At 66.3% G+C, this 24,468-nt stretch carries 19 protein-coding genes; 6 read left to right on the top strand and 13 right to left on the bottom strand.

The genetic code is table 11. The features are described 5' to 3' along the window. Positions 1-68: 68 nt before the first annotated feature. Both ACWW1C_RS15165 and ACWW1C_RS15170 read right to left on the bottom strand, forming a co-directional pair. Positions 69-1,478, bottom strand: a complete 1,410-nt coding sequence (locus tag ACWW1C_RS15165; RefSeq protein ID WP_455979148.1) for a DUF222 domain-containing protein — start codon at positions 1,476-1,478, stop codon at positions 69-71. Positions 1,479-1,609: 131 nt separating this feature from the next. After that, complete coding sequence (locus ACWW1C_RS15170; protein WP_455979149.1) at positions 1,610-2,071, bottom strand: SRPBCC family protein; 462 nt, start codon at positions 2,069-2,071, stop codon at positions 1,610-1,612. A gap of 351 nt (positions 2,072-2,422) precedes the next feature. Between ACWW1C_RS15170 and ACWW1C_RS15175 the strand changes: the two genes are divergently transcribed. Then, positions 2,423-2,992, top strand: a complete 570-nt coding sequence (locus tag ACWW1C_RS15175) for a peptidoglycan endopeptidase (RefSeq protein WP_455979150.1) — start codon at positions 2,423-2,425, stop codon at positions 2,990-2,992. Between the two features lie 65 nt (positions 2,993-3,057). Here ACWW1C_RS15175 and ACWW1C_RS15180 read toward each other — a convergent pair whose 3' ends face one another. Both ACWW1C_RS15180 and ACWW1C_RS15185 read right to left on the bottom strand, forming a co-directional pair. After that, positions 3,058-5,433, bottom strand: coding sequence for an ATP-binding cassette domain-containing protein (locus ACWW1C_RS15180; RefSeq protein WP_455979151.1), 2,376 nt, complete (start codon positions 5,431-5,433; stop codon positions 3,058-3,060). A 131-nt stretch (positions 5,434-5,564) separates the two neighbouring features. Next, entirely contained in the window at positions 5,565-7,973 is a 2,409-nt protein-coding gene (locus tag ACWW1C_RS15185) for a Tex family protein (protein WP_455979152.1), read from the bottom strand. Positions 7,974-8,086: 113 nt separating this feature from the next. On the opposite strand from ACWW1C_RS15185, the gene ACWW1C_RS15190 reads away from it, so the two are divergent. Continuing rightward, a complete protein-coding gene (locus tag ACWW1C_RS15190) occupies positions 8,087-9,256 on the top strand; it encodes a GGDEF domain-containing protein (RefSeq protein WP_455979153.1) in 1,170 nt (389 codons plus the stop codon). Positions 9,257-9,265: 9 nt separating this feature from the next. On the opposite strand, the gene ACWW1C_RS15195 is transcribed toward ACWW1C_RS15190, so the two are convergent. Further along, entirely contained in the window at positions 9,266-10,552 is a 1,287-nt protein-coding gene (locus ACWW1C_RS15195) for a lipase family protein (RefSeq protein WP_455979154.1), read from the bottom strand. A gap of 266 nt (positions 10,553-10,818) precedes the next feature. Between ACWW1C_RS15195 and ACWW1C_RS15200 the strand changes: the two genes are divergently transcribed. Together ACWW1C_RS15200 and ACWW1C_RS15205 are read left to right on the top strand one after the other, a co-directional pair. Next, positions 10,819-11,508 (top strand): hypothetical protein, encoded by a 690-nt coding sequence (locus ACWW1C_RS15200; RefSeq protein ID WP_455979155.1) that lies wholly within the window; start codon positions 10,819-10,821, stop codon positions 11,506-11,508. Between the two features lie 3 nt (positions 11,509-11,511). After that, the gene (locus ACWW1C_RS15205; RefSeq protein ID WP_455979156.1) at positions 11,512-13,470 is read left to right on the top strand and encodes a YhgE/Pip family protein; all 1,959 of its coding nucleotides are present in this window, start codon (positions 11,512-11,514) and stop codon (positions 13,468-13,470) included. A gap of 32 nt (positions 13,471-13,502) precedes the next feature. Here the strand turns inward: ACWW1C_RS15205 and ACWW1C_RS15210 are convergent, their stop codons facing one another. The 3 genes from ACWW1C_RS15210 to ACWW1C_RS15220 are packed head-to-tail and all read right to left on the bottom strand — an operon-like array spanning position 13,503 to position 15,587. Further along, positions 13,503-13,931 (bottom strand): VOC family protein, encoded by a 429-nt coding sequence (locus ACWW1C_RS15210; protein WP_455979157.1) that lies wholly within the window; start codon positions 13,929-13,931, stop codon positions 13,503-13,505. Between the two features lie 34 nt (positions 13,932-13,965). Beyond that, positions 13,966-14,385, bottom strand: a complete 420-nt coding sequence (locus ACWW1C_RS15215) for a hypothetical protein (RefSeq protein ID WP_455979158.1) — start codon at positions 14,383-14,385, stop codon at positions 13,966-13,968. Between the two features lie 11 nt (positions 14,386-14,396). Further along, complete coding sequence (locus tag ACWW1C_RS15220) at positions 14,397-15,587, bottom strand: globin domain-containing protein (protein WP_455979159.1); 1,191 nt, start codon at positions 15,585-15,587, stop codon at positions 14,397-14,399. Positions 15,588-15,820: 233 nt separating this feature from the next. On the opposite strand from ACWW1C_RS15220, the gene ACWW1C_RS15225 reads away from it, so the two are divergent. Beyond that, positions 15,821-16,186, top strand: a complete 366-nt coding sequence (locus ACWW1C_RS15225; RefSeq protein WP_455979160.1) for a PE-PGRS family protein — start codon at positions 15,821-15,823, stop codon at positions 16,184-16,186. 133 nt (positions 16,187-16,319) lie between these two features. On the opposite strand, the gene ACWW1C_RS15230 is transcribed toward ACWW1C_RS15225, so the two are convergent. Beyond that, on the bottom strand, positions 16,320-17,126 hold the full coding sequence (locus ACWW1C_RS15230) for a SigB/SigF/SigG family RNA polymerase sigma factor (RefSeq protein ID WP_455979161.1): 807 nt from the start codon (positions 17,124-17,126) through the stop codon (positions 16,320-16,322). An 808-nt stretch (positions 17,127-17,934) separates the two neighbouring features. On the opposite strand from ACWW1C_RS15230, the gene ACWW1C_RS15235 reads away from it, so the two are divergent. Then, the gene (locus ACWW1C_RS15235; RefSeq protein WP_455979162.1) at positions 17,935-18,654 is read left to right on the top strand and encodes a cutinase family protein; all 720 of its coding nucleotides are present in this window, start codon (positions 17,935-17,937) and stop codon (positions 18,652-18,654) included. On the opposite strand, the gene ACWW1C_RS15240 is transcribed toward ACWW1C_RS15235, so the two are convergent. From ACWW1C_RS15240 to ACWW1C_RS15255, 4 genes are all read right to left on the bottom strand, one after another. After that, positions 18,655-19,038 (bottom strand): hemerythrin domain-containing protein, encoded by a 384-nt coding sequence (locus tag ACWW1C_RS15240; RefSeq protein WP_455979163.1) that lies wholly within the window; start codon positions 19,036-19,038, stop codon positions 18,655-18,657. A gap of 74 nt (positions 19,039-19,112) precedes the next feature. Beyond that, positions 19,113-20,375, bottom strand: a complete 1,263-nt coding sequence (locus tag ACWW1C_RS15245; protein ID WP_455979164.1) for an osmoprotectant NAGGN system M42 family peptidase — start codon at positions 20,373-20,375, stop codon at positions 19,113-19,115. A 55-nt stretch (positions 20,376-20,430) separates the two neighbouring features. Then, entirely contained in the window at positions 20,431-22,149 is a 1,719-nt protein-coding gene (gene ngg / locus ACWW1C_RS15250; RefSeq protein WP_455979165.1) for an N-acetylglutaminylglutamine synthetase, read from the bottom strand. Then, complete coding sequence (locus ACWW1C_RS15255) at positions 22,146-23,951, bottom strand: N-acetylglutaminylglutamine amidotransferase (protein ID WP_455979166.1); 1,806 nt, start codon at positions 23,949-23,951, stop codon at positions 22,146-22,148. The genes ngg and ACWW1C_RS15255 overlap by 4 nt, the downstream gene beginning before the upstream one ends. Between the last annotated feature and the right edge of the window lie 517 nt (positions 23,952-24,468).

Raw genomic sequence — 24,468 nt, forward strand, 5'->3', positions numbered from 1 at the left:
CGCGGTAGTCGTAAACCGCCAGTAGTCGGTGGGGCCGGCCGCCGGCCCGGCACGCTCGGCGTGCCGTATCACCTTGTGGGACTGTCGCTTTCACCATCGCCGTCGGCGTCTCCGCCGCGCTCTGCGGTGTACAGCGTCGGGCGGTGGTACTGGTTGGTGCGTGGTTGGCCCACATCTAGGAGTGGTGGTGGGGTCCAGTGGGTGCGGCCATCGGGGCCCATGGCGGTGCGCCAGCCGCCGGTGTCGGCGAGCCGGTTGTCGCAGCCGCAGGCCAGGGTCATGACATCGACGTTGGTCAGTCCGCCGTCGCGCCAGTTGGTGAGGTGATGCACCTGGCTGCGCGAGGCCGGGGCGGTGCAGTTGGGGCGGGTGCAGCCCCGGTCCCGGGCGAACAGGGCCAGCCGCTGCGCCGTGCTGGCGGTGCGCGCGGCCCGGCCCAGATAGAGCGGTTGGCCGGTGTGGTCGTCGAAGACGGCCAGGTAGTTGTCCGACCCCTGTGCGGCCATCCGGATCAGATCTTTGACCGGCAGCTTGGTGCCGGTGTGGGTCAAAACGACCCCGGCACGTTTTTCCAACTCGGCGACGGTGCAGCTGCCGACCACCGCGACCGGGAAGCCGTTGCGCACCCCGGCGGATGAGGCCAGCATCATCCGCCCGACCATTTTGAACGCGTCGTACTGCCGCTGGGCCAGGGTGCGGGTATCCGCATCGATCTGTTCCTGGGTGGGCGTGCCCGACACGCACGGCACCTCGTCGGCGGGGTTGCACATCCCCGGGGCGGCGTATTTGTCGAACAGTGTCTGCCAGTAGGCCCGCCCTTCCGGATCGAGCTGGGCAGTGACCTCGGTGCGGCCGTCGGGCCGCTGCTTACCCATTACGAAGGAGCGTTTCGGGTCGGGCTCGTCATCGTCGGGTTCGGGCCCGTCCTGATCGAGTCGGTACAACAAGTCCGCGGCCGCGCGCCGTAGGTCCTCGGGGGTTTTGACTCGGGCGTCGGCCACCAGATCGGCCTCGCACTGCAACAGGGTGACCGGGTCGGCCGCCCACAGCGGCAGCTTCTGGAAAAACCAGGTGATCACCTGCACGTGCTCACCGTTGATGACGCCGTCGGCCTGGGCGGCGGCGACCAGTTCCCACACCGGACCCAACGGTTCCCCGGTGATCGCCGACCGCGGCCCCAGGTGATCGCAGTCGCGGACCCGGCGGCGGGCTTCTTCCCGGCTGATGCGCAGCCGGATGTGCAGTACCTCGGGCCAATCTTTGGCCCCGATGTCTTTGGCGGTGGCCTGGGTTTGGGCGGCGGCCAGGATGTGGTGATCGACCGCTTCGGCCGCGCACTTCACCGTTTCGCGGCGCGACTGCAGCTCCAGCAGGGTGCGCGCGTCCAGGCCGGTGTGGTCCAGGGATGCGATCGTGGCCGCGGCAGCTTCGTACGCGGCGTACGCCTGCTCGATGACAGCCGGATCGGTCAATCCCATGTATCGAACACTAGTTCGAAGTACCGACAATTCGCTGTGACCTATGCGGCCTCAGTTGCCTACCGTGACCAGCGGGAACAAAGTGACCAAAGTTTTTCGGAAGACGCCGCGCCATCCGTCCAGCAGGCCGATCAGCCCGCGCTTTCCTCGAAGTGGCGCCGAATCGCCGCCAGCATCGCCGCATGCGCTTTCTCCGCCGCCGCGGCAGTGAAAGCCGCGAGCGGCCGGGGCGCTTCTATATCTACCGCCTCTATGACGGTGGTACCGGCGCCGGCCGGCGCGAAGGTCACCGTGCCGCGGAGCCGTACCCGGGGAAATTGGCGCGCCTCGCTATGCACGACGCCGCCTGGCGCGATCAGCACCGTCGCGCGATAGGTCACAGCCAAGCTGAGCGGGCCCAGCGGGATGCGATCCCGCACTCGGTACGCCCGGAAGTGGCCTCGCGCATCCTGCCGGTCGTCCACGCAATCCACCGCCACCACGAGCGGATGCACCAGCTTCATGTTCGCCAGATCTGTATAGAAGGTGCGAACGTCTTCAGGCGCGCCCGGCACCGCTTCACGCAGCTCGAATCGGGACCGGGACAGCCACATCGATCCACCGTAACTTGACCGTTTCAGAAGGTCAGTCCGTATCCGCCGAATTGCCGTCATGAGCCGCCATGCCGAGGTCCAAAATCGGCGCCGAAACCGCGCAAGGGCCTCAGAGCACCGTCTCGGAATTAGCTGGTCACGACCTCGCAACGAGGGTTGCAACCTTGCATTTGCGCAAAAGCTGTGTATGGCAGTATGTTTTGCGCATTCACCTGCGAATACGCGAAATCACTTCTGCCCCATCATGATGCGAATAAACGTGGATGTAACGCACACCACAGGATTCGCGAAACGTGATGGCAGACACAGCATTTTGACGCTCTCGATTTTCCATTGCTAGCGTTCATCGTCATGTTTGCTATTGCGACCGCATCGCTGCTGGCTCTGGTCAACCAGGTTTCGGGTACGCCGTACATCTCCGGCGGCGACACAGCACACGGCACCGACTGCTCCGGATTGGTGTCCTGGGTGGCCAACGCAGCCACCGGCCGGCCCGTCTACGGCGACCGGTTCAACACCGGTAACGAAGAGGCGGCGCTGCGCGCCCGTGGCTTCCTCCCCGGCACCGCGCCCGGCGCCCTGAACGTCGGCTGGAACGGCGGCCACACTGCAGCGACCCTGCCCGACGGCACCCCGGTGTCCAGTGGCGAGGGCGGCGGCGTCCGCGTAGGTGGCGGCGGCGCCTTCCAGCGCCAGTTCACCCACCACATGCACCTGCCCATGGCCCCCGGCGACGAGATCCCCGCCGATCTGCCCCTGGATGGCCCTCTGGACGCCCCGCTGGCACCTCCGGCCGGTCCGGCCGACCTCCCGGCCCCTGAGATCGTCGAGGCCGCCAACTTTGCGCCGGCTCCCGAGGCTCCGGCGCCTGCTCCCGAGGCTCCCGCTCCGGCCCCTGAGGGCCCCGAGATGCCCGTCTAACCCTTCGAGAACCCCTCTGTTTCACAGTCAGGGCTGCGATCGACGACCGGTCGCAGCCCTGACTGCTATTTGACGTACTCGGCGAGGTGGGCTCCGGTCAGGGTGTTGCCGGCCGCGACCAGGTCCGCCGGCGAACCCTCGAAGATCACCCGGCCACCGTCGTGACCTGCGCCGGGACCGAGGTCGATGATCCAGTCGGCGTGCGCCATGACGGCCTGATGATGTTCGATGACGATGACGGACTTGCCGCCGTCGACGATCCGGTCCAGCAGCGCGAGCAGTTGCTCGACATCCGCGAGGTGCAGGCCGGTGGTCGGCTCGTCGAGGATGTAGACCTCCCCCTTCTCCCCCATCTGCGTGGCGAGCTTGAGACGTTGCCGTTCTCCGCCGGACAGCGTGGTCAGCGGCTGTCCCAGCGTGAGGTAGCCCAGTCCGACGTCGACCATTCGAGCCAGGATTTTCTGCGCGGACGGCACTTTTGCGTCGCCGTCGGCGAAGAACCGCTCGGCGTCGGCGACGGGCATGGCGAGTACTTCGGCGATGTTCTGCCCGCCGACGGTGTACTCGAGCACCGAGGCGCCGAACCGCCGGCCTTCGCATTCTTCGCAGCGGGATTCGACGGTCGCCATCACCCCGAGGTCGGTGTAGATGACTCCGGCGCCGTTGCACGCGGGGCACGCGCCCTCCGAATTCGAGCTGAACAGTGCGGGTTTGACGTTGTTGGCCTTCGCGAAGGCCTTCCGGATGTGGTCGAGCAGCCCGGTGTAGGTGGCGGGGTTGCTACGTCGGGATCCCCGGATCGGCGCCTGGTCGATGGTGACGACGCCGTCGCGGCCGGCGACCGAGCCGTCGATCAGGGAGCTCTTGCCCGAGCCCGCCACGCCCGTGATCACGGCTAGTACACCGAGCGGGATGTCGACGTCGACGTCCCGCAAATTGTTGGTGTTTGCCCCGCGAATCGGCAAGGCGCCGTTGGCTTCTCGCACCGAATCTTTGAGCGCCGCGCGGTCGTCCAGGTGCCGGCCGGTGACGCTGCCGCTGCCACGCAGCCCCTTCACGGTGCCTTCGTAGACCACCTGGCCCCCGCCCGAGCCGGCCTCGGGACCCAGATCCACCACGTGGTCGGCGATGGCGATGACTTCTGGCTTGTGCTCGACCACCAGCACGGTATTTCCCTTGTCCCGCAACTGGATCAGCAGTTCGTTCATGCGGGTGATGTCGTGGGGGTGCAGGCCGATGGTCGGCTCGTCGAACACATAGGTGACGTCGGTCAGCGCCGAACCCAGATGGCGAATCATCTTGACCCGCTGCGCTTCTCCGCCGGACAGCGTTCCCGCCGGCCGCGCGAGGGACAGGTAGCCCAGCCCGATCCCGACGAACGAGTCGAGCGTGTGCCGCAACGTCGCCAACAGGGGTGTCACGCCGGCGCCGAGGCGCTTGTCATCGGCCAGCGCCCCGACCCACTCGGCCAGGTCGGTGATCTGCATGGCGCATGCCTCAGCGATGTTGACGCCCTTGATCTTTGATGACCGCGCCAACTCCGACAACCGGGTGCCCTCGCACTCGGGGCACGTCGTGAACGTCACCGCCCGCTCGACGAAGGCCCGGATGTGGGGTTGCATCGCTTCGACGTCCTTGCTCAGGAACGACTTCTTGATCTGCGGAATGAGCCCCAGGTAGGTGAGGTTGACCCCGTCGACCTTGATCTTGGTCGCTTCCTTGTGCAACAGCGCGTCGAGTTCCTTCTTGGTGAACTTGCGAATCGGCTTGTCTGGGTCGAAGAAGCCGCAGCCGTTGAAGATTCGGCCGTACCAGCCGTCGATGCTGAAGCCGGGAATGGTGATCGCGCCCTCGTTGATCGTCTTGCTGTCGTCGTAGAGCGCGGTGAGATCGATATCGTTGACCGCGCCGCGACCCTCGCACCGGAGGCACATGCCGCCCACGATGTTGAAGTCGCGACGCTCTTTGACGGTGCGTCCGGCGCGTTCCATGGTCACCGCGCCGGCCCCGCTGATCGAGGCGACGTTGAACGAAAACGCCTGCGGTGAGCCGATGTTCGGTTCGCCGACCCGGCTGAACAGGATGCGCAGCAGGGCGCCGGTATCGGTGGCCGTGCCGACGGTGGAGCGCGGGTCGGAACCCATTCGCTCCTGGTCGACGATGATCGCGGTCGTCAGCCCTTCCAGCACGTCGACATCGGGACGGGCCTGCGACGGCATGAAACCCTGGACGAACGCGCTGTAGGTCTCGTTGATCAGCCGTTGCGATTCGGCGGCGATGGTGTCGAACACCAGCGAACTCTTGCCGGAACCGGACACGCCGGTGAACACCGTCAGGCGCCGCTTGGGTATCTCGACGCTGATGTCCTTGAGGTTGTTCTCGCGGGCACCGACCACGCGAATCAGATCGTGACTGTCAGCGGCATGCGTTCTGCTGGGCATACCCACACGCTAACCGGGGGCCGATCGACGTCGCTTCTCGATTCCTGATCTCTTCTTCATCCACGTTGAGCCTGCGGCCAGGGCGCTGCGCACTCGAGCTTTCGCGCCCTGGCCGCGGAGTCAAGTCGGCCCTACTTGCCGAAGCCCGCCTTGCGCAGCGCCTCGGCCATCGAACCCGACGGCGCAGCCTCGCGGCGGCCACCTCCGTTGCCGCGCTGCGGGTTACGGCCGCCGTTACCACCGCCGTTGCCGCCACGGTTGCCGCCGTCGCGCCCGCGTGGCTGTCCGCCGCCGTCACGCCGGGGGCCGCTGCCCTGCTCGGGCCGCTTGCCGTCGCGGGGACGCTGCGGATCGTCGTTCAACCGCAGGCTGAGCCCGATGCGCTGCCGTTCGGTGTCGACCTCGAGCACCTTGACCTTGACGACCTGCCCGGACTTGACCACGTCGTGCGGGTCGGAGACGAAGCGGTCGGCCATCGCCGAGACGTGCACCAATCCGTCCTGGTGCACACCGACGTCGATGAAGGCGCCGAAGGCGGCGACGTTGGTCACCACGCCCTCCAGGACCATGCCGACCTTGAGGTCGGACACCTTCTCCACGCCGGCTGCGAAGGTGGCGGTGGAGAACGCGGGCCGCGGGTCGCGGCCCGGCTTCTCCAGTTCGCCAAGGATGTCGGTCACCGTGGGGATGCCGAAACGCTCGTCGGCGAACTCCGCCGGCTTGAGGGCCCGCAGCTTGCGCTCGTCGCCGATCAATTCGGCGAGGGTGACGCCGGCACGGTCCAGGATGCGCCGCACCACCGGGTAGGCCTCGGGGTGCACGCCCGAGGCGTCCAGCGGGTCGTCGCCTTCCCGGATGCGCAGGAAGCCGGCGCACTGTTCAAAGGCCTTGGGCCCCAGGCGCGGAACGTCGAGCAGTCCATTGCGGCTGCGGAACGGTCCGGTCTTGTCGCGGTGCGACACGATCGATTCGGCCAGCGATTCGGTCACGCCGGAGACCTTCGCCAGCAGTGGCACCGAGGCCGTGTTGAGGTCGACGCCGACGGCGTTCACGGCATCTTCGACGACCGCGTCGAGGCTGCGGGCCAGCGTTCCGGGGGTCACGTCGTGCTGGTACTGCCCGACACCGATGGATTTCGGCTCGATCTTGACCAGCTCGGCGAGCGGGTCCTGCAGGCGACGGGCGATCGAGACGGCGCCGCGCAGCGTGACGTCCAGTTCGGGCAGTTCGTGGGCAGCGTAGGCCGACGCCGAGTACACCGAGGCGCCGGCCTCGCTGACCATCGCCTTGGTCGGCAGCCGGGTGGGCCCGGCGGCCCCGGCGGCCTTGAGGTCGGCGATGAGTTCGGTTGCCAGCGCATCGGTTTCGCGCGACGCGGTGCCGTTACCGATGGCGATCAGCTCGACGTTGTGCCGCGCGACCAGGGCGGCCAGCGTCGCCTTGGCGTCGTTCCACTTGTTCTGCGGCTGGTGCGGGAAGATGGCGCAGGTGTCGACGACCTTTCCGGTGCCGTCCACCACCGCGACCTTCACACCGGTGCGGAAACCGGGGTCGAGCCCCAGCGTGGACCGCGTCCCGGCGGGCGCGGCCAGCAGCAGGTCCTTGAGGTTCTTCGCGAACACCGCGACGGCGTCCTCCTCGGCACGCTGACGCAGCCGAATCCTGGCGTCGACAGCGGCCGAGAACATCAGCTTTGTGCGCCACGCCCAGGCGACCGTCGCGGTCAGCCACGGGGTGGCGGCGCCGCCGGCGCTCATGTCGACGCCGAGCGACTGGGCGATCATCGCCTGGTACAGCGTCTCGTCGCCGCCGTCGAAGTTCAGCGACAGCGCTTCTTCCTTCTCCCCGCGCAACACTGCCAGGACGCGGTGCGACGGCATGTCCTCCAGCGGCTCGGAGTATTCGAAGTAGTCGCGGAACTTCTGCGCGGCAGGGCTTTTCGCCGCTTCCTCGGACCACGGTTTGGTGGTCAGGGCGCCGTCGGACCAGAACTTCTCACGCACGGCGCCGACCAGTTCGGCGTCCTCGGATACCCGCTCCACCAGGATGTGGCGCGCCCCGTCGAGCGCGGCGGCGACGTCGGCCACCTCGTCACCGAGGAATTCGGCGGCGACTTCATCGGGCGTCAGCGTCGGGTCGGCAAGGAGCCGGTCGGCCAAGGGTTCCAGGCCGGCTTCACGGGCGATCTGCGCCTTGGTGCGCCGCTTTGGTTTGTACGGGAGGTAGATGTCCTCCACGCGCGCCTTGGTGTCGGCGGCCAGCAGCGCCGCCTTCAGGTCGTCGGTCAGCTTGCCCTGTTCTTCGATCGAGGCCAGCACCGCGTCCCGTCGCTGATCCAGTTCGCGCAGGTACCGCAGCCTCTCCTCCAGCGTGCGGAGCTGGCCGTCGTCCAGGCTGCCGGTGACTTCCTTGCGGTACCGGGCGATGAACGGCACCGTCGCGCCTTCGTCCAGCAGCCGTACCGCGGCGTCGACCTGACCTTCGGCGACGGCCAACTCTTCGGCCAGGCGGGTGTTCACGGACTTGACGCTCAAATTCACGGGCTGGACCCTACCCAATGCTGCCGACAGTCGTGGGCAGCGGCGAGTAAGTTTGCGCTATGCCGCAGCCGCACCCGACCCTTCTCGCCTGCCGACGTACCCGATAGCGCGACATGAATCCAGACGTGCGCACCCTGTGGATGGTCGTCTCGATGACCGCCCTGGTTTTCGGGTTGCTGCATGTCTGGGTTGGTGCCGGTAAGCGGCGGCATCCGGCGGTCCAGCTCTGGGGCGCGGGCAACTTCGCAGGTGCGGTCGGCGCTGGGCTGCTGAGCGCCCGCGGGTTGGTGCCCGAAGTGTGGTCGGTGACGGTGTCCAATGTCCTCATCGTCACCTGCTGGTCATTGATCTGGGGCGGGCTGTGCGCCTTCAACGGCCAGCCTGTCCGCGGCCGGGTGATGGCAGCGGGACCGCTGGCGGTCTTGGCCGCGTTCCAGTTGATACCGCCGTTCACGACCAGCATCCCGGCCCGCGTATCCCTGACCGCCCTCGTGCTGGCCGGGTACTTCACGGTCAGCGTCGTCGACGGCATCAAGGCCCAGCGCGTCGAGCGCCTGGCTTCGCGCCGCATCCTGATCGTCCTGTATGTGGTGGCGGCCGCGGCGACCATCGGCCGCTCGGTCAGCCTGCATCTCGACGCGGGCGCGGTCCAATTCGCCACCACGACCCCCGCCGTGTCGATGCCGATGCTGTTCTTCGCGTTCGCCGTGATGGCCATCAACCTGTGCCTGTCCCTGATGGGGTGGGAACGGCTCGAGGATCAACTGGCCGACGCGGCGATGCTGGACTCCCTCACCAGCACCCTGAATCGCGCCGGTTTCATGATCCAGGCGCAGCGACTCGCCGAGGAATGCGTCGCGCGGCAGCTCCGATGTTCGGTGATCGTGATGGACCTGGACGAATTCAAGGCCGTCAACGACGTCTTCGGGCACGAAGCGGGTGACCGGCTGCTGACCGAATTCGCCTGCGTCGCACGGTCGAACCTGCGGAGCGGCGACCTGCTGGCCCGGATCGGCGGCGAGGAATTCTGCGCCATGCTGCCGGGCGTCGACGAAAGCCAGGCGGCGGTCATCGCCGACCGGCTACGCGTCGCGTTCGCCGCCGCGTCGTTCAGCCACAATGACGTCGTGCTCGCGGGGACGGTGAGTATCGGGGTGTCGCAGCTCGGGCACAAGGCCGGATTGCGGTCTGCCATTCGCCGCGCCGACGTGGCGATGTACGAAGCCAAGAGCCGCGGTCGCGACCGGGTGATCCGCGCGTCCGCAGCGGGCGGCCGCGACTGAGTCGTCGACTCAGTACGTCCCGCAGTTCGGTGTCGTCGGTTCGCCGTTGAACCGGGCAGCGATCCATTGCATCGCCGGCTCGCCGTCGACCAGCATCGGCAACGCGTGGTTGATCACCAGTTTGTTCAGGAACGGCGGTTCCTCGTTGGTGCGGAACTCGATGTCGGCGCCCTTGTCACACCAGTCCCGGCCCAGCTGATTGGCGGCGGTCCACGGCACGAGTGGGTCGTATCGGTTGCTGTTGATCAGCACCGGGGCATTGGGCTTGTACTTGCCCAGTTTCTGCATCTCGAACAATGATTTGAAGGGCTCTTCCTCGATCAGCACATTGATGTCCTCGGTGAAGTACGGCTGCAGGTGCCGGAACATGAAGTCGACGATCGTCTGCCCGACGCACTGCCGCGAGACGCTCTCGAGCATGTCCTTGCCCCGCTGCGTCAGCTTGGAGCGGATCAGGTCGGCGAACTCCGGGTAGGCGTAGATCTCGCCGTTCAGCGCGTAGCCGACCACGCCGACGAGCGCACTGCCGTCGGTGTACGGAAACAACTCTTTGAGGTCGGCCACCGGCGCGCCGGCGTAGGTCCCGACGACGTGCAATTCCGGCGCATAGGACGACGCCAGCTCAGCTGCCGACGCCGCCGCACCGCCGCCCTGTGAGTAGCCCCAGAAGGCAACGGGCCCATCCGGATCCAGTGAGGTGCCTGGGAGCTTCTTGGCGGCGCGCGCGGCGTCGAGCACCGCGGCGGCCTCGGCGACGCGGTTGACGTACGTGTGCATCCCCGGAGTGCCGAGGCCCTCGTAGTCGGTCATCACGATCGCGAAACCGCGGGCGACCATCGTGGCGATGAACGCCTCTTCGTAGTTGACCATGATGTCCCAGCCACCCGAATAGTGGATGCCCTGGTTGAACTGCCGCGACGGCGCGCACTGGTTGCCCTGGCCCTGCGTACCCACCGCGTAGCTGATCAGAGGCCGCGGCCCCTTGCCCGGCCAGTCGTTGTACGGCTCGAAGTACGTGCCGGTCACGGCGACGGGATTTCCGCGAGCATCGGTGCTGCGGTACATGATTCGCGTCCCGGTGGCCATGATGGCGCCGAGCTGGCCGGACGGTTCGAGCACCAGCCGCGACGGTTCGGTGCGGATCAGGTCGCCGGGCCGGCCCGGCGGCAGCGGGTCCGGGGGCAGATAGAACTCGGCGTACTGCGGCTCGTCGCCGTCGGCATGGGCCGCAGGCATTCCCGCAAGCAATGAACCGATGAGCAGACACGCTGCCAGAAAGCCCCCGAAGCGATGCATAACGGGACAATAACAATGGGACTCTCGTACACGAAATCAGAGCTATTCGAATTTGAGAATTTTGTTCTTGACAGACGTCGAGTGGTGAGCCACACAGAGATTACCCACAAGCGATCCGCGAAGTCTGCGAGCACGATGTGTCCGTCACGGCATATCGCCGCCGATTCCGCATGACATCACACCTGCGAGAACGCCGCTATCGGAGTTTCTGCCCCGGCGCGCTGATTTACTGGCCATCGTTACTTCGACCCCGGAGATGAGCAGCAATGGACGACGAGACGACGGCCGCCCCCGACACAGCGGAGACCCCGCCGGTGATCACCGCGCAGGGCCTCGGCGTCGTCGGCGAGCACGGCCCGCTCTACTCCGACGTCGATCTGGAACTCAAGCCTGGGTTCCACGCCATCCAGATGCCCGGCGGGCCCGCTCAGCACACGCTGCTACTGACTCTGGCCGGCCGGCTCAAGCCCACCAAGGGCACCGTCACCGTCAACGGGGCGACGGGACCGCGTGCGATCCGTAAGCACTGCGCGATCGCGGCCTTCGAGGACATCGACGATCTGGAGGACATGGTCACGGTCCAGACCGTCCTCACCGAGCAGCGCCGCTGGGTGTCACCATTCCCGGCCTGGGTGCCGGTCCAGTCGGACGTACCGGAGATGGCCGCGGTGTTCGGCGACGTTCCCCTGCTGTCGCCGAAGACCTTCATCATCCAGCTGTCCGATCTCGAACTCTTCCTGCTGCGCATCACCCTTGCGCTGATGTCCGACCGGCCGGTGCTCATCGTCGGGGACCTCGAGCAGGTCCGGGACAACGAACGCCGCGACCTCGCGGTGCAGCGGCTCGGCGCGCTCGCCGAACACCGGACCGTCGTCGTCGGGGTGACCAACCCGCTGGGCGACGACGCGCCGTCGCACGCTCTGCACGACCTTCGCACCCAAACCGAAAGGGCCTGACCCATGCTTGCTGGACTCGCATTCGGCTCGGAGATCAAGCGATTCGGCCGCAGCCGCATGACGCGCGCGGCGATCGTGGTGCTGATGCTGCTGCCGCTGGTGTACGGCGCGCTCTATCTCTGGGCGTTCTGGGATCCGTTCGGCCAGGTCAACAAGATGCCGGTGGCGCTGGTGAATGCCGACCGCGGAGCTGTCGTCGAGGGCGTGCACGTCAACGCGGGCGACGAGATCGCCAAGAGCCTGACCGCCGACCACAGCCTCGACTGGCATGTGGTGAGCGACAAAGAGGCCCGCGACGGCGTCGAGCACGGCAAGTTCTACTTCATGCTGGAGCTGCCGGAGAACTTCAGCGAGGCCATCGCCTCACCCGTCAGCGGCGATCCGCAAAAAGCCCAGCTGATCGCGGTGTACAACGACGCCAACAACTACATCTCCTCGACCATCGGCCGCACCGCCACCAGCCAGGTGCTCAACGCGGTGTCCACGCGGATCTCCGGGCAGGCGGTCAATCAGATTCTGTCCGTGGTGGTTTCGTCCGGCGCCGGGATCAAGCAGGCCGCCGACGGGGCACAGAAACTGGCCGACGGCGCGGCTCAGGTCGATACCGGCGCGGGCAAGCTCGCCGGCGGCCTGGACGACGCGCGCAACGGCGCCGCCAAACTCGCGGCCGGCAACAAGCAGCTGTCCAGCGGCATCACTCAGGCCACCGACCCATTGTTGAAGGTGACCAAGGCCCTGTCACAGGTGGGCGGGAGCACCGAGCAGTTGCAGCAGAGCGCGACCGCGCTGGAGCAGGCCGCCGATCAGGCCGGCGCGCTGGCCACCGCGCAGGACACGGCAGCCGCGGCGATCGGTTCGGTGATCCAACAACTTTCGGTGAACCAGGACCCGGTATCGGTCGGCGCGGTGAACACCCTGCACGGTGTGCAGGATCAGCTGAACGGCCATCAGTTCACGCCACAGATCCGTCAGCAGATCACCGATGGGCGCAATGCCGCGATCTCGATGACCGAGACGCTGCGCTCCCCCGGCAGCCCGCTACGGACCGCTCTCGACCAGGTGGGGAGCAGCGGCCAGCAATTGACCGACAAGCTGAACCAGTTGCGCAACGGCGCCCAGCAATTGGCCACCGGCAGCGCGCAATTGTCCAGCGGCATCGTGCAACTCGATGACGGAGCCCACCAGTTGAAGTCCGGCACCGTGCAGCTCAAGGACGGCTCCCACGAGTTGGCCACCAAGCTCGGCGACGGCGCCAAGCAGGTGCCGACGTGGAGCGAGCAGCAGAAGCAGGCCATCGCCGACACCATCGGCGGGCCGGTGAACCTGGATTCCTCGCATGAGAACGGCGCCCCGAACTTCGCCACCGGCATGGCCCCGTTCTTCCTGACGTTGGCACTGTTCTTCGGCGCGCTCGTGCTGTGGATGGTGTTGCGGCCCTTGCAGAACCGTCCGATCGCGGCCGAGGTACTGGCCATCCGCGTGGTGTTCGCCAGCTATCTTCCGGCGGCGGTCATCGCATTGTTCCAGTCGGTCATCCTGTACTGCGTGGTGCGGTTCGGCCTCGGCATGCAGGTGTCGCATCCGGTGGCGATGCTGGGCTTCATGATGCTGATCTCGCTGGCCTTCGTCGCCGCGACGCAGGCCATCAACGCCTTGGTCGGTCCGGCGGTCGGGCGCGTGCTGATCATGGCGCTGCTGATGCTGCAGATGGTTAGCGCGGGCGGTATGTACCCGGTCGAGACGACGTCCAGACCATTCCAGGTCCTCCACACGTTCGACCCGATGACGTTCGGCGTCAACGGACTTCGGCAGCTGATCCTCGGCGGTATCGACGGCCGGCTGTGGCAGGCCATCATTGTGTTGGCATGCATCTGGATCGGCTCACTGGGCATTTCGAGTCTGTGTGCCCGCCGTAACCGGACCTGGAACCTGATCCGGCTCCTCCCTGCCATCAAGATGTAGGGCGGTAGGAGTCACCCGTTCGTCGCGGGCGACTAACCCAGGCTGACGGTGCCGTCGGCGTTGATGCGCCAGCCCGGATTATGTGCGATCTCCCAGATGACGCCGTTCGGATCCTGGACGTGCGCGTGGAACACCCCGCCGAACTGCCCGGGCTGCGGGGGTTTGAGAGTGGTACCGCCTGCGCCGGTCATGGCGGTCGCCAACGCGATGACCTCGGCCTGACTGTCCACGTTGTGCGCCAACGTGATTCCGCTGACCTGCGAGTGATCGGCCGCCTGTGCAAGATCGGCGTTGAACTTCTCGGCGAGGAAGAAGCCCAGCAGCTGGCCCGGTGCCGTCTGGTAGAAGATGATCTCCCCCGGCACATCGAGCGTCGGCGTCCAGCCCAGCGCGTCGTAAAACCGCCGGGTGGCATCGAGGTCAACCGTCGCCAGGGTGAAGAAGTGCAGTCGCTGCTCCATCACCCCAGGCTACGTAGCCCCACCGACACTCCGGCTAGAGCAAACAGACGCCGGCGACCAGGAGTCCGACGACCTTGATCAACTCCAATGCCACGTACACGTAGTGACCGCGAGAGCGGGGTCCGACGCGTCCGGCCAGCACTTCATCGGACCGGCGGTTCAGCCCGGGACGCACGGCCACCAGCTGCACCGCCAAGGCGCCGACGACCACGACGAACGCAGTCGTGACGGCCGCCGACGGCTGATTCAGGAAGGCCGCCGGCACAAGTACCGCGGCGAACACCAGCTCGACGGCGTTGAGCGCCCGGAACACCAGGCGGCCGATACCGAGGCCGATCGGCAGGGTGACGTTCGGCGCACGGAACTTGAGCGGAGCCTCCAGGAAGGAGATGGCGAGCACCATCCCCAACCAGACGAAGGTGACGGCAACCTGGACCGCTGTCGGAGTACTCATCGCAGGCGAGGCTAGACGGCCAGTGGGCTGAACGCTTCGAACCAGATGCGGTCTCGCGGTACGCCGGCCGCCCCGAGCTGCCCGACGGCCGCTTCCATGAACGGCGTCGGGCCGCAGATGTAGACGTTGGCGTCCGACGGAAAATCGATGGCGCTCAGATCGATTCGGCCACGTCGGTCCGGCTCCACCAGCGGATAGCCGTCCGGCAGTCCGTCGTACCACGTGTGCAGCTTCGCACCCGGGATCCGCGAGACCAGATCGGCCAGTTCGGCGCGGTGCGCGTGACTTGCGCGGGTGCGGTCGCAGTGCACCACGGTCACCGGGCGGGCCGGCTGCTCGGCCGCGATGAAATAGAGCATGCCCAGCACCGGGGTGATCCCGATGCCCGCCGAGATCAGCAGTAGCGGGGTCTCCGCGGGACTGTCGAGGGTGATGTCGCCGAACGGGTGGGAGACCTGCAACTCGTCGCCTTCGAACACATACTCGTGCAGGTACGACGACACCGCACCCTCACGGCGCACCGAGATGCGCCATCGATCATCCGCACCGGCATGCGACAAGCTGTACTGCCGAATCTGCCGGGCACCGTCCGGCAGCTGAACCGCCACCGAAATATATTGTCCCGGAGCGAAATCCGGAAGTTTGCCGCCGTCGGCGGCGGCCAGCCCGAAGGCCACGGTCAGCGGCGACTGCTGCACCCGCTCCACCACCTTGACCGGCATCCAGACGTGTTCCGGACCGGTTCCCGCCGCCTCGTACAGTTCTCGTTCGCGGCCGATCAGCGTGTCGGCCATCGACCAATAGACCGCGGTCCACGCATCCGCCACCTCCGCAGTCACGACATCGGCACCGAGCACCTCGACGATCGCCGCGAACAGGTGCTCATAGACCACCGGATACTGCTCCGGCGCCACGCCCAGCGACGCGTGCTTGTGTGCAATCCGCTCGATGACCTCCATCCCGGGAGCCTCAGGATCGACCAGCAGCGTGGCGTACATCGCGACCGAACCGGCCAAGGCCTTCTGCTGCGACCCGTTTGCCTGGTTGCCGCGGTTGAACAAATCCCGCTCCAACTCGGGATGCGCCGCGAACAGCCGGCGGTAGAAAACCGGTGTGATGTCGCCGATCGCACCTCCGACAACCGGCAGGGTGGCCTTGACAACCTCGGCCTGGGCCCGTGACAACGAGGACGTAGACAGCATGGCAGAACCTTTCACTTCGTCGTGAATGCGTTAGCGCGACCTGGACCGAGATTTCCGATGCCCGTCCTTCACCTGCCCACCACGCTATTTAAATCAGCATCATCGATGCAAGTATTACGAACAGTGAGCTACGACACAACGTAGTACCACTGGGGCCGCGCCACCCTGGCTCCGATTCCGCGAATCCATCAGCCCGATGTTTGACCACGCCGCAGGGCGGCAATGAACTAGACATGTTCAGTGACAAGTTGATTCCCCTCCTGGCGGCCGGAGCGTTTGCATCGGCTGGCGTGGCCGCCTCATTCGTGTCAGCCGATATCGTGCCGAGCACCGTGGGCGCCCATCCGGTGCTGACCAGCTACCCGCTGCAGCCCGCCGATGATCCCGGCCCCGGGCCGGGCGGCGGCGGTTGCGTCAACGGCCAGTGTGGTTCCGGTGGTGTGAACGGTGGACCCGGAGGCGGCCCGGGAGGTGCCGGCTGCGTGCCCACTCAATGGGGCACGGCCTGTGGTTCCGGTGGCGCGAACGCCGGTCCTGGCGGGATTCCCGGCGGCAGCGGCTGCATTCCCGGAGTCGGCTGCGGCGGCGGCCACGGCTAGACGTCGCCAACCCCGGCCGCGCGACGAGCAACCTGTCGACTGCGCTGGTGCGTCAGGGAAAACCCGAAATTCCTTGGCGCACCAGCGCATCCAGCAGTTGAGCGGCTGGCCCGGACCTGCCTGACCGTACCCGTCAGGGCTGCGCGACCTGCTCGCGAATCTCCCGCAGGGTCCGCTCCAGGATGCGGGAGACGTGCATCTGCGAGACCCCGATCGTGTCCGCGATCTGCCGCTGCGTCTTCGACGCGAAGAACCGGAGGTAGAGGATCCGTTGTTCGCGCACCGGCAGCGACTGCAGCACCGGTTTGACCGATTCGCGGTCGGTTATCCGCTCGAAACCGTCGTCGACATCACCGAGGAGTTCGGCGAGTGACTGCGGGTTGTCATCGTTGTCGACGACGGGCGTGTCGAGCGATTGCGGTTGATAAGCGTTGGCCGCCAACAGTCCGTCGAGGATCTGTTCCGGCGTAACGGACAACGCCTCGGCGAGTTCTCGGGTATTCGGCGTGCGGCCGAGGCGTTGCGTCAATTCCGTTGTCACGCCCTTGATTTGCTGACGGATGTCGCGAATGCTCCTTGGCACGTGGACTTTCCAGCCATAGTCACGGAAATGGCGGCGCAACTCACCCATGATGGTAGGGATAGCGAAGGCGACAAAGCCGGCCCCGTTGTCGGGATCGAAGCGGTTGACCGCTTGGATCAGGCCGACCCGGGCCACCTGGACGAGGTCGTCGAGGTTCTCGCCCCTGCCGTCGAAATGGCGAGCCAGCCGGTCCGCCAGCGGGCAGCACCGCAGCACGATGTGGTCGCGCTGCCGAACGAATTCGTCGGATTCTGCCGAAAGTGTGCGTAGCTTGGCCACCATGTCCGGAACGTCCGCATACTCGTCGGCGTAACGGACCCCTCCGGGTAAACGCTTCTCCAGCAACGAAGTTGACATGAACGTGCCTTCCCCAGGCCCACAACACGCATTGGGAGATCCGGCTCCCCGAGCATCGCCTCGGCGCCGCGGCATGCGCGTTGTTTCCACCAGTCAGGTGGACCGGCAATCTGCCGTCACCGATCGCCACCTACGGCAACTTATACAGCCGCGCCCAAATCTGGACCGCGGCCGCATACCCGACAGGTAGCTCTCAGCTTCCGTCGCTTCGGTCTAAGCAACTGCGCCATATGGGCGCTGTAACCGACCTTACCGCCGAACCGAACGGGGCACCACCGCAGCGCCCCGCCGGCGCACCATAACGGCTGGTCAGACGACAAAAAACATATCTGGCAGAACAGGTTTGGCCGGCAACGGCCCAGGGTATGCCCCCCAGCGGCATAGCGAACAGCTGAAAACCCTGACAGGAACGGCCTTTTTCGATGGCAGTGTGCATTACCTGCGGAACAGATTGCGACCAGTCGTTCACCGTCAACTGGAACGGACGCAGCGCGAGCTTCGACTGCATCGAATGCATGGCCACCATGGTGGCTCCGATGTGCCGCCACTGCGGATGCCGAATCTTGGGCCACGCGTTGCGAATCGATGGTCGCCAGTACTGCTGCGATCATTGCGCGCAAGCCGGCGACCACCTTGCCAAGCCGTCGGCGAATACCGACCGTTGGCAGTTCGGAGAGCGGACGATCAACTCGTTCCCGCGCGAGTGACGCCAGGTTGGTTTGACCGTCGGCGTGCGGGGTAACCACGCCGTATTCGTCGACCGCAATGCAGCGACCCGACCGGTGAGCCGAGGATCGGTGGTTCCGCCATGAAGACAATCACGTACTGCACTGCCGCGGCTGTGCCGTTGACCGCGCTGATACTGGCTGTGCCGGCCGGCGGCGCACCCACGCAACCCTGTCCGGATGTTCAAGTGGTATTCGCGCGCGGCACCATGGAACCGCCGGGAGTGGGGACGGTCGGTCAGGCCTTCGTCGACGCGCTCACCGCACGGGCTGCGGGCCGGACCGTCGACGTGGCCCCGGTGAACTACCCGGCCTCGCTCGACTTCGCCACCGCGGCGGACGGCGTCGTCGATGCGACGAACCGGGTCCAGAGCACCGCCTCGGTCTGTCCCACCACCAAGATCGTGCTCGGCGGGTATTCCCAGGGCGCCGCGGTAGCGGCCTACATCACCGAAGACGCCGTCCCCGCGGGCGTCACCCTGCCGATGGGCATCACCGGCCCGATGCCGGCATTCGTCGCGGACCATGTCTCGGCGGTCGTTCTCTTCGGCAAGCCGTCGTCCGGCTTCCTGCAGATGGTGTACACGGGTGCGCCGCCGATCACCGTCGGGTCGCGCTATGCGTCCAAGACTCTGGACCTCTGCATCGCCGATGACCCGATCTGCGCGGCGGGAGGCGGCGACAACGCCGCCCACATGGCGTACGCCGACAACGGAATGGCCGACCAGGCAGCACAATTCGTCATGAGCAAGCTCGGCCGTCCCGCTGGGCAACCCCGCGTCGAGCAGGCCGCGCCGCGCTGATCAGCGGTCCGTCAACAGCGGAAATTCTTCAGCTTCGACGCGCTGCGTGTGGTCCTCGGTCGCCTGCTGCAAGTCGGTCAGCGCGTTCTCGAATTCCGCTGACGCCAGGTCCAGCTGCTCCACGTGGTCGAGCTGCTCCTTGGTGTCGTCGGCCTCGTCGCGCAACGACTCCACCACGGGCGCGCGCCGCACTCTGGAATGCACCAGCAGCTCCTCGGTGACTTCCTGCGCCGTCAATGCCGCACGCAGTTCGGCGAAGTACTGCTGACGCTGGGTGACGTCCGCCGCGTCCAGCGTCTTGGCGAACAACTTGCGCGTCGTCAGGTGCTGGGCTTTCACGTAGTCGATGACGTCATCGTTGGCGGTCGTCGACACAAGTGTCATGGGATCCCCTCCAAGATTGTCTGCCGGGCGTATCCAGGTACTGCTACCCAGCGCGCGGCGAGGTAAACGCCGCGTTACTCCTGGGGCCCGTCGCCGACGCCCTCGTCCGGTGGCCAATGATGCCCCTGTGACACCGCACCCGGGTCGGCGAAGTCCCCGCGCGACAGCGGCACCCACTGCTCGCTGGCGGCGGCCTGCTCGGCGGGAAAATCTTCCAGATCGCCGAACGGCTGCGCATCCCACATCTCGAAGGTCAGTGGCGTTCGCAGCCAGCTGTAGAGCAGCAGGTACGTCGCTTCGAGGGAATCGAGGTGCGTGCGTTCCCAACCGTGGCTACCGTCGAGGCCGAATCCGACCAGGGCCGCGCGGGTGGCCGCGCCGGCTTCGATGGCCGCCGCAACGTCCGACCGGTAGTACCGGAAGATGTCGCGGGCGTATGTGATGCCCTTTTCCTGGGCCAGCCGGCACAGCTTGCGGGTCAGGTAATAATCGAACGGCCCGTGCATATCGGCCATCGGGATGGTGACGCCGTGCTCGAGGGAATGCTGGCCGGGCGCGCATACCGCGTTGTCGACCGAGACCAGTTCCGCGACGTCGGGCGGCAGGCCGTGACTGGCGCCGTGGCCGACCTCCTCGGTGATGGTCACCATGAGCGTGGTCCGGTGTGGCAGCACGATATTGCGCTCGGCGACCACCTTGGCCAGCGTCAGGGCAACGGCCACGCCGGCCTTGCCGTCGAGGTGCCGAGAGACGACGAAGCCGTCTTCCGTCAGCTCTGGGCTGGCCACCAATGCGACGAAGTCGCCGACGTTCAAGCCCAACTGCTCGAGGTCCGCGCGCGTCGACACATTGCGGTCCACCCGTACTTCGACGTCGTCCCAACTGGTCGGCTGCGTGTCGATCTCGTCGCCGAACGCGTGCCCACTCGCCTTGAGCGGCATCACCGTTCCGGTGAAGAACCGATCCGCGTCGTCGGGCAGGATCCGGACTCGCGCGCCGGTGGCGAAGCGTGCCGAGAACGTGCCGACGGGCACCAGCGCCAGCCGGCCGTTGTCCTTGAGTTCGCGCACCATGCAACCGATGGTGTCGGAGTGCACCACGATGGCGCGGTCGGTGGTCTGCGACCGCCCCGGCAGCTCGGCGATGAGTGCGCCGCGGCGGGTCAGGGTGAACGGCACACCCAATTTGGTCAGGATCTGGCCGATCAGTTGCATCACGGCGTCGGTGCGCCCCGACGGGCTCGGCGTCTGCAACAGCGCCAGGAGCGTGTCGACCATCCAGCCGCGGTCCTCCGGCGACATATGTACGTTCTGGGCATCGTCGGGCTCAGTCATCATGCCTCCAGTGCAGCAATTCCGTGTTCAACAAGCACATTCGATCTCGTCGAGCCATTCAGTGATGCTCGATCGGGTCGGGGTGCCAGGCCCACGGGGTGGCCGCCGTCCGCGGAAACAGGAGGTCGATGAACGCCTGCGCGGTGGGGCGCGGCTCATGATTGGCCAGCCCCGGACGCTCGTTCGCTTCGATGAACACGTAGTCCTCACCGTGCACCGTGGGCACGATCAGATCGATGCCGGTCACCGGGATGTCGATGGCGTCCGCTGCCTCCACCGCCACCCTCGCCAGCGTGGGATGAAGTTCGTCGGTGACGTCGTGGATGGTGCCGCCCGTATGCAGATTCGCCGTGTGCCGAACGATCAGGTGTTCGTTGGCGGGCAGGACGTCCTGCAGCTCCCAACCTTCTTTGTGCACGGTGTCGTCGGTGATGCTGTCCAGGGGGATCTCCGACTCCCCGTGCGTGGCAACGGCTCGACGCCGGCTCTGCGCCTCGATCAGCTGGCGAACGGTGTGGTTGCCGGTACCGATCACTTCCGGTGGCCGGCGGACGGCCGCGGCGACCACCTTGCCTCCGATGACGACGACACGCAGGTCCTCACCTTCGCAACGCTCTTCGATCAATACGTCGGGGCAATGCTGCCGCGCGAGGCCGATCGCCTGGTACAGCTCGTCAGCAGTGGTGACGCCGACGGTGATGCCCCTGCCCTGTTCGCCACGCGCGGGTTTGACGACGGCTGTGCCCACCTTCTCCAGGAAACGGACGTCTTCGTCGGTGAACGTCGCGGTGCAGCCTTCCGGAATCCGGATACCCGCGTCGGCGACCACCGACCGGGCCACCCGCTTGTCATCGCACCGGCTCATCGCGACGGCATTGGTCAGTTCGGACAGGGATTCGCGGGTCACCACGCTGGTGCCGCCGTGGGTGAGCCGCAGGTAACCGCCCGGAGCGTCGAGTACGTCCACCGCTATGCCGCGCATGATCGCTTCGTCGGCGATGATGCGTGCGTACGGATTCAGATGCGCCAGTTGCTCTTCCGGTTTGATCGGCGCGAACAACGGTTCGTTGATCGCGTTCTTGCGCTTGATGCCGAGAACTGCCGGGACGCGGGTGAATCCGATGCGCTCGTACAACGCGATGGCGCCGTCGTTGTCGTGTAGCACCGACAGGTCCATCTGGGACCGCCCACGGCGGATGAACTCCTCGATCAACGAGCGCACCAGTAGGCCGCCGGCGCCGGGTCGGGCCGCGGTCGGCTCGACCGCCAGGCACCACAGGCTGGAGCCGTTCTCGCGGTCTCCGAACAGCTGGCTGTGATCAATGCCGGTGACGGTGCCGACGATCTCACCGGTCTCGTCGTCGACCGCCACCAGATACACCACCTGGGGTGCGTTCTGGCTGTTGGACCACATCAGATCGCCGTCGGCGGGCACCATGTGATTGCGCAGGTAGATGTGATTGATCGCGACGCAGTCCTCGAACGAATTGACCGGCCGCACAGACAGTCCCGGGACATCGGGCGGTCGGTACTGTGCGGGCACGGTCAGGTCGAGCCGGTAGGTGAAGCTGGGGTCGATGAAGAATTCGTGGGGATGCAGCGCGACGAAGACGTGCGGCGCATCGAGGTACATCCCGATGTCACGGCGCCCGCTGCCCTCCTCGCGGAGCGCCGTGCCGAACTCGTCGGGGTCGTGGAAGGTCTGACCGAAAACCAGCCGTCCCCAACCCATGTCCTGTACGACACCCTCGGCTGTGCCGCCGGTGTCCATGGTCATGATCGCCGCGCCCCGTCGACGTGCTGGGCCAGCCAGAGTTCCAGCAACCCGATCTGCCACAACGGGTTTCCGCGTAGCGGGGTGAGACTGCCGTTTGGATCGTGGAGCATCTGCGTGACCACCTCCGGTGCGAACAGGCCGCGGTCGCGCGCGGCGCGGCTGTGCAACGCATCGCGGACCAGGTCCAGATAGGGCCCGGCGAGATGCTTGAGCGCGGGGACGGGAAAGTAGCCTTTGGGCCGATCGATGACCTCGGCCGGAATGACCTTGCGCGCAGCGTCTTTCAGCACACCTTTGCCACCCTGCGCGGTCTTCAACTCCGGCGGGCACGTCGCGGCGAGCTCGACCAACTCGTGGTCGAGGAAGGGCACGCGACCCTCCAGACCCCAGGCCATGGTCATGTTGTCGACGCGCTTGACCGGGTCGTCGACGAGCATGACGGTGGTGTCGAGCCGCAGTGCCCGGTCGGTCGCGGTGGCCGCTCCGGGATGGGTGAAGTGCTGGAGCGCGAACGCACCCGCGGAATCGTGGTCGAGTCGCCACTGCGGTTGCAGGAGCCGGTTGACGGCATCGTGACTGCGGTCGAAGAATGCGGCGCGGTAACGACCCAGCGCGTCGGCGGGATCGTTGTCCACCGCGCCCGCCATCGGCGGGTACCAGTGGTAGCCGGCGAAGATCTCGTCGGCGCCCTGCCCGGACTGTACGACCTTCACGTGTTGGCTGACTTCCTGCGACAGCAGGTAGAACGCCACGCAGTCGTGACTCATCATCGGCTCGCTCATGGCGTCGATGGCGCCGGAGAGCGCGGGCAACATGCGTGACGAGTCGACCCGGATCTGGTGGTGGTCGGTTTCGAATTGGCGGGCGATGACGTCCGAATACTTGAATTCGTCGCCTTCCTCACCACCTGCCGCCTCGAATCCGATGGAGAACGTGGCCAGGCCGTGCTGGCCGGCTTCGGCGAGCAGACCGACGATCAAGCTGGAGTCCAGCCCACCGGACAGCAGGCAACCCACCGGCACGTCGGCGACCAGGCGGCGCTCGACCGCGGTGCGCAGTGCCGCCAGCACCGCGTCCCGCCAGTCGTTCTCGGTCCAGTCGGCGCGCTCGACCGACCGCTCGAAAACCGGTTCCCGGTACGTCGTTTCCGTGCGTTTGCCATCGCGCTCGATACGCATGACCGTGCCCGGCGGCAGCTTCTGCACACCACGCAGAATGGTGCGCGGGGCGGGCACGACCGAATGAAAGCTCAGATAGTGCTGCAGCGCAACAGGATCGAGTTCGGTGTCGACTCCGCCCGCGGCAACCAGAGCCGGCAGCGAGGATGCGAAGCGCAGGGCTCCCCCGGCGGACTCACACCAATACAGGGGCTTGACCCCCAGCCGGTCGCGGGCCAGCAACACCCGGCCCGACTCCATCTCCGCGACGGCGAACGCGAACATGCCGTAGAGATGCTCGACGACCCGCTCACCCCACTCCTGATATCCCTTCAGCACGACCTCGGTGTCGCTGTGCGAGAAGAAGTGATACCCCTTGCTCGAAAGTTCCTGGCGCAGTTGGGGATAGTTGTAGATGCACCCGTTGAAGACAACGGTGAGGCCGAGCTCCGGATCGTGCATGGGTTGATGCCCGTGACTGGACAGATCGATGATGGCCAGACGCCGGTGGCCGAGCGCCACCCCGTCCCGTACCCACAATCCGCTACTGTCCGGGCCCCGCGGTGCCATCCGGTCGGTCATGGCAGCAACTGCCGCCAAATCAGCACCACGGCCCCAGGCGATTTCGCCGGCAATGCCGCACATGGTTGGAAGTCAGCTCCCTTGGTGGACGTCTCCGGTTCCACCGTACCCGATGTTCACCGCAGACGTAACGATCATTCAAATATGCTCTGCTGCACTATGTTTGCTCGCCAGGGTGGCAGCGATCCGATTGACGGCCAGGAAAATGGCCGGTCCGCGTACCCCGCTCCGGCAGTGTCATCTGGGTTTTCTCGTTGATTTCCAATCGATTTCGTGAGGCCAGGTCCGGTTAGCCGGCTACCGCCCTGTGCGGTAGCCGACTAACCTCGTCAAAATGTCTGTGCCACTGCCCTATTGGCGAGTGGAATGGCAAGCGGAATCTGCACCGGGGACCATCACCGTCGTCGCTACCGCGCCGGTCGCCGCCACGTGCCGAATCCAACGTATTGAGTTATCGCTCGCGTCCGTCAAGGACTGCTCCCCTCCATGGCTCCGCCCGGTCAGCCGAGGGCACACCCGCTGCCCTCGTCCTTACCCGTACCCAGCACCCGGCCGAGATAAACCTCGGGCCGCAAACTCG

It is taken from the genome of Mycobacterium sp. HM-7, assembly GCF_053852335.1.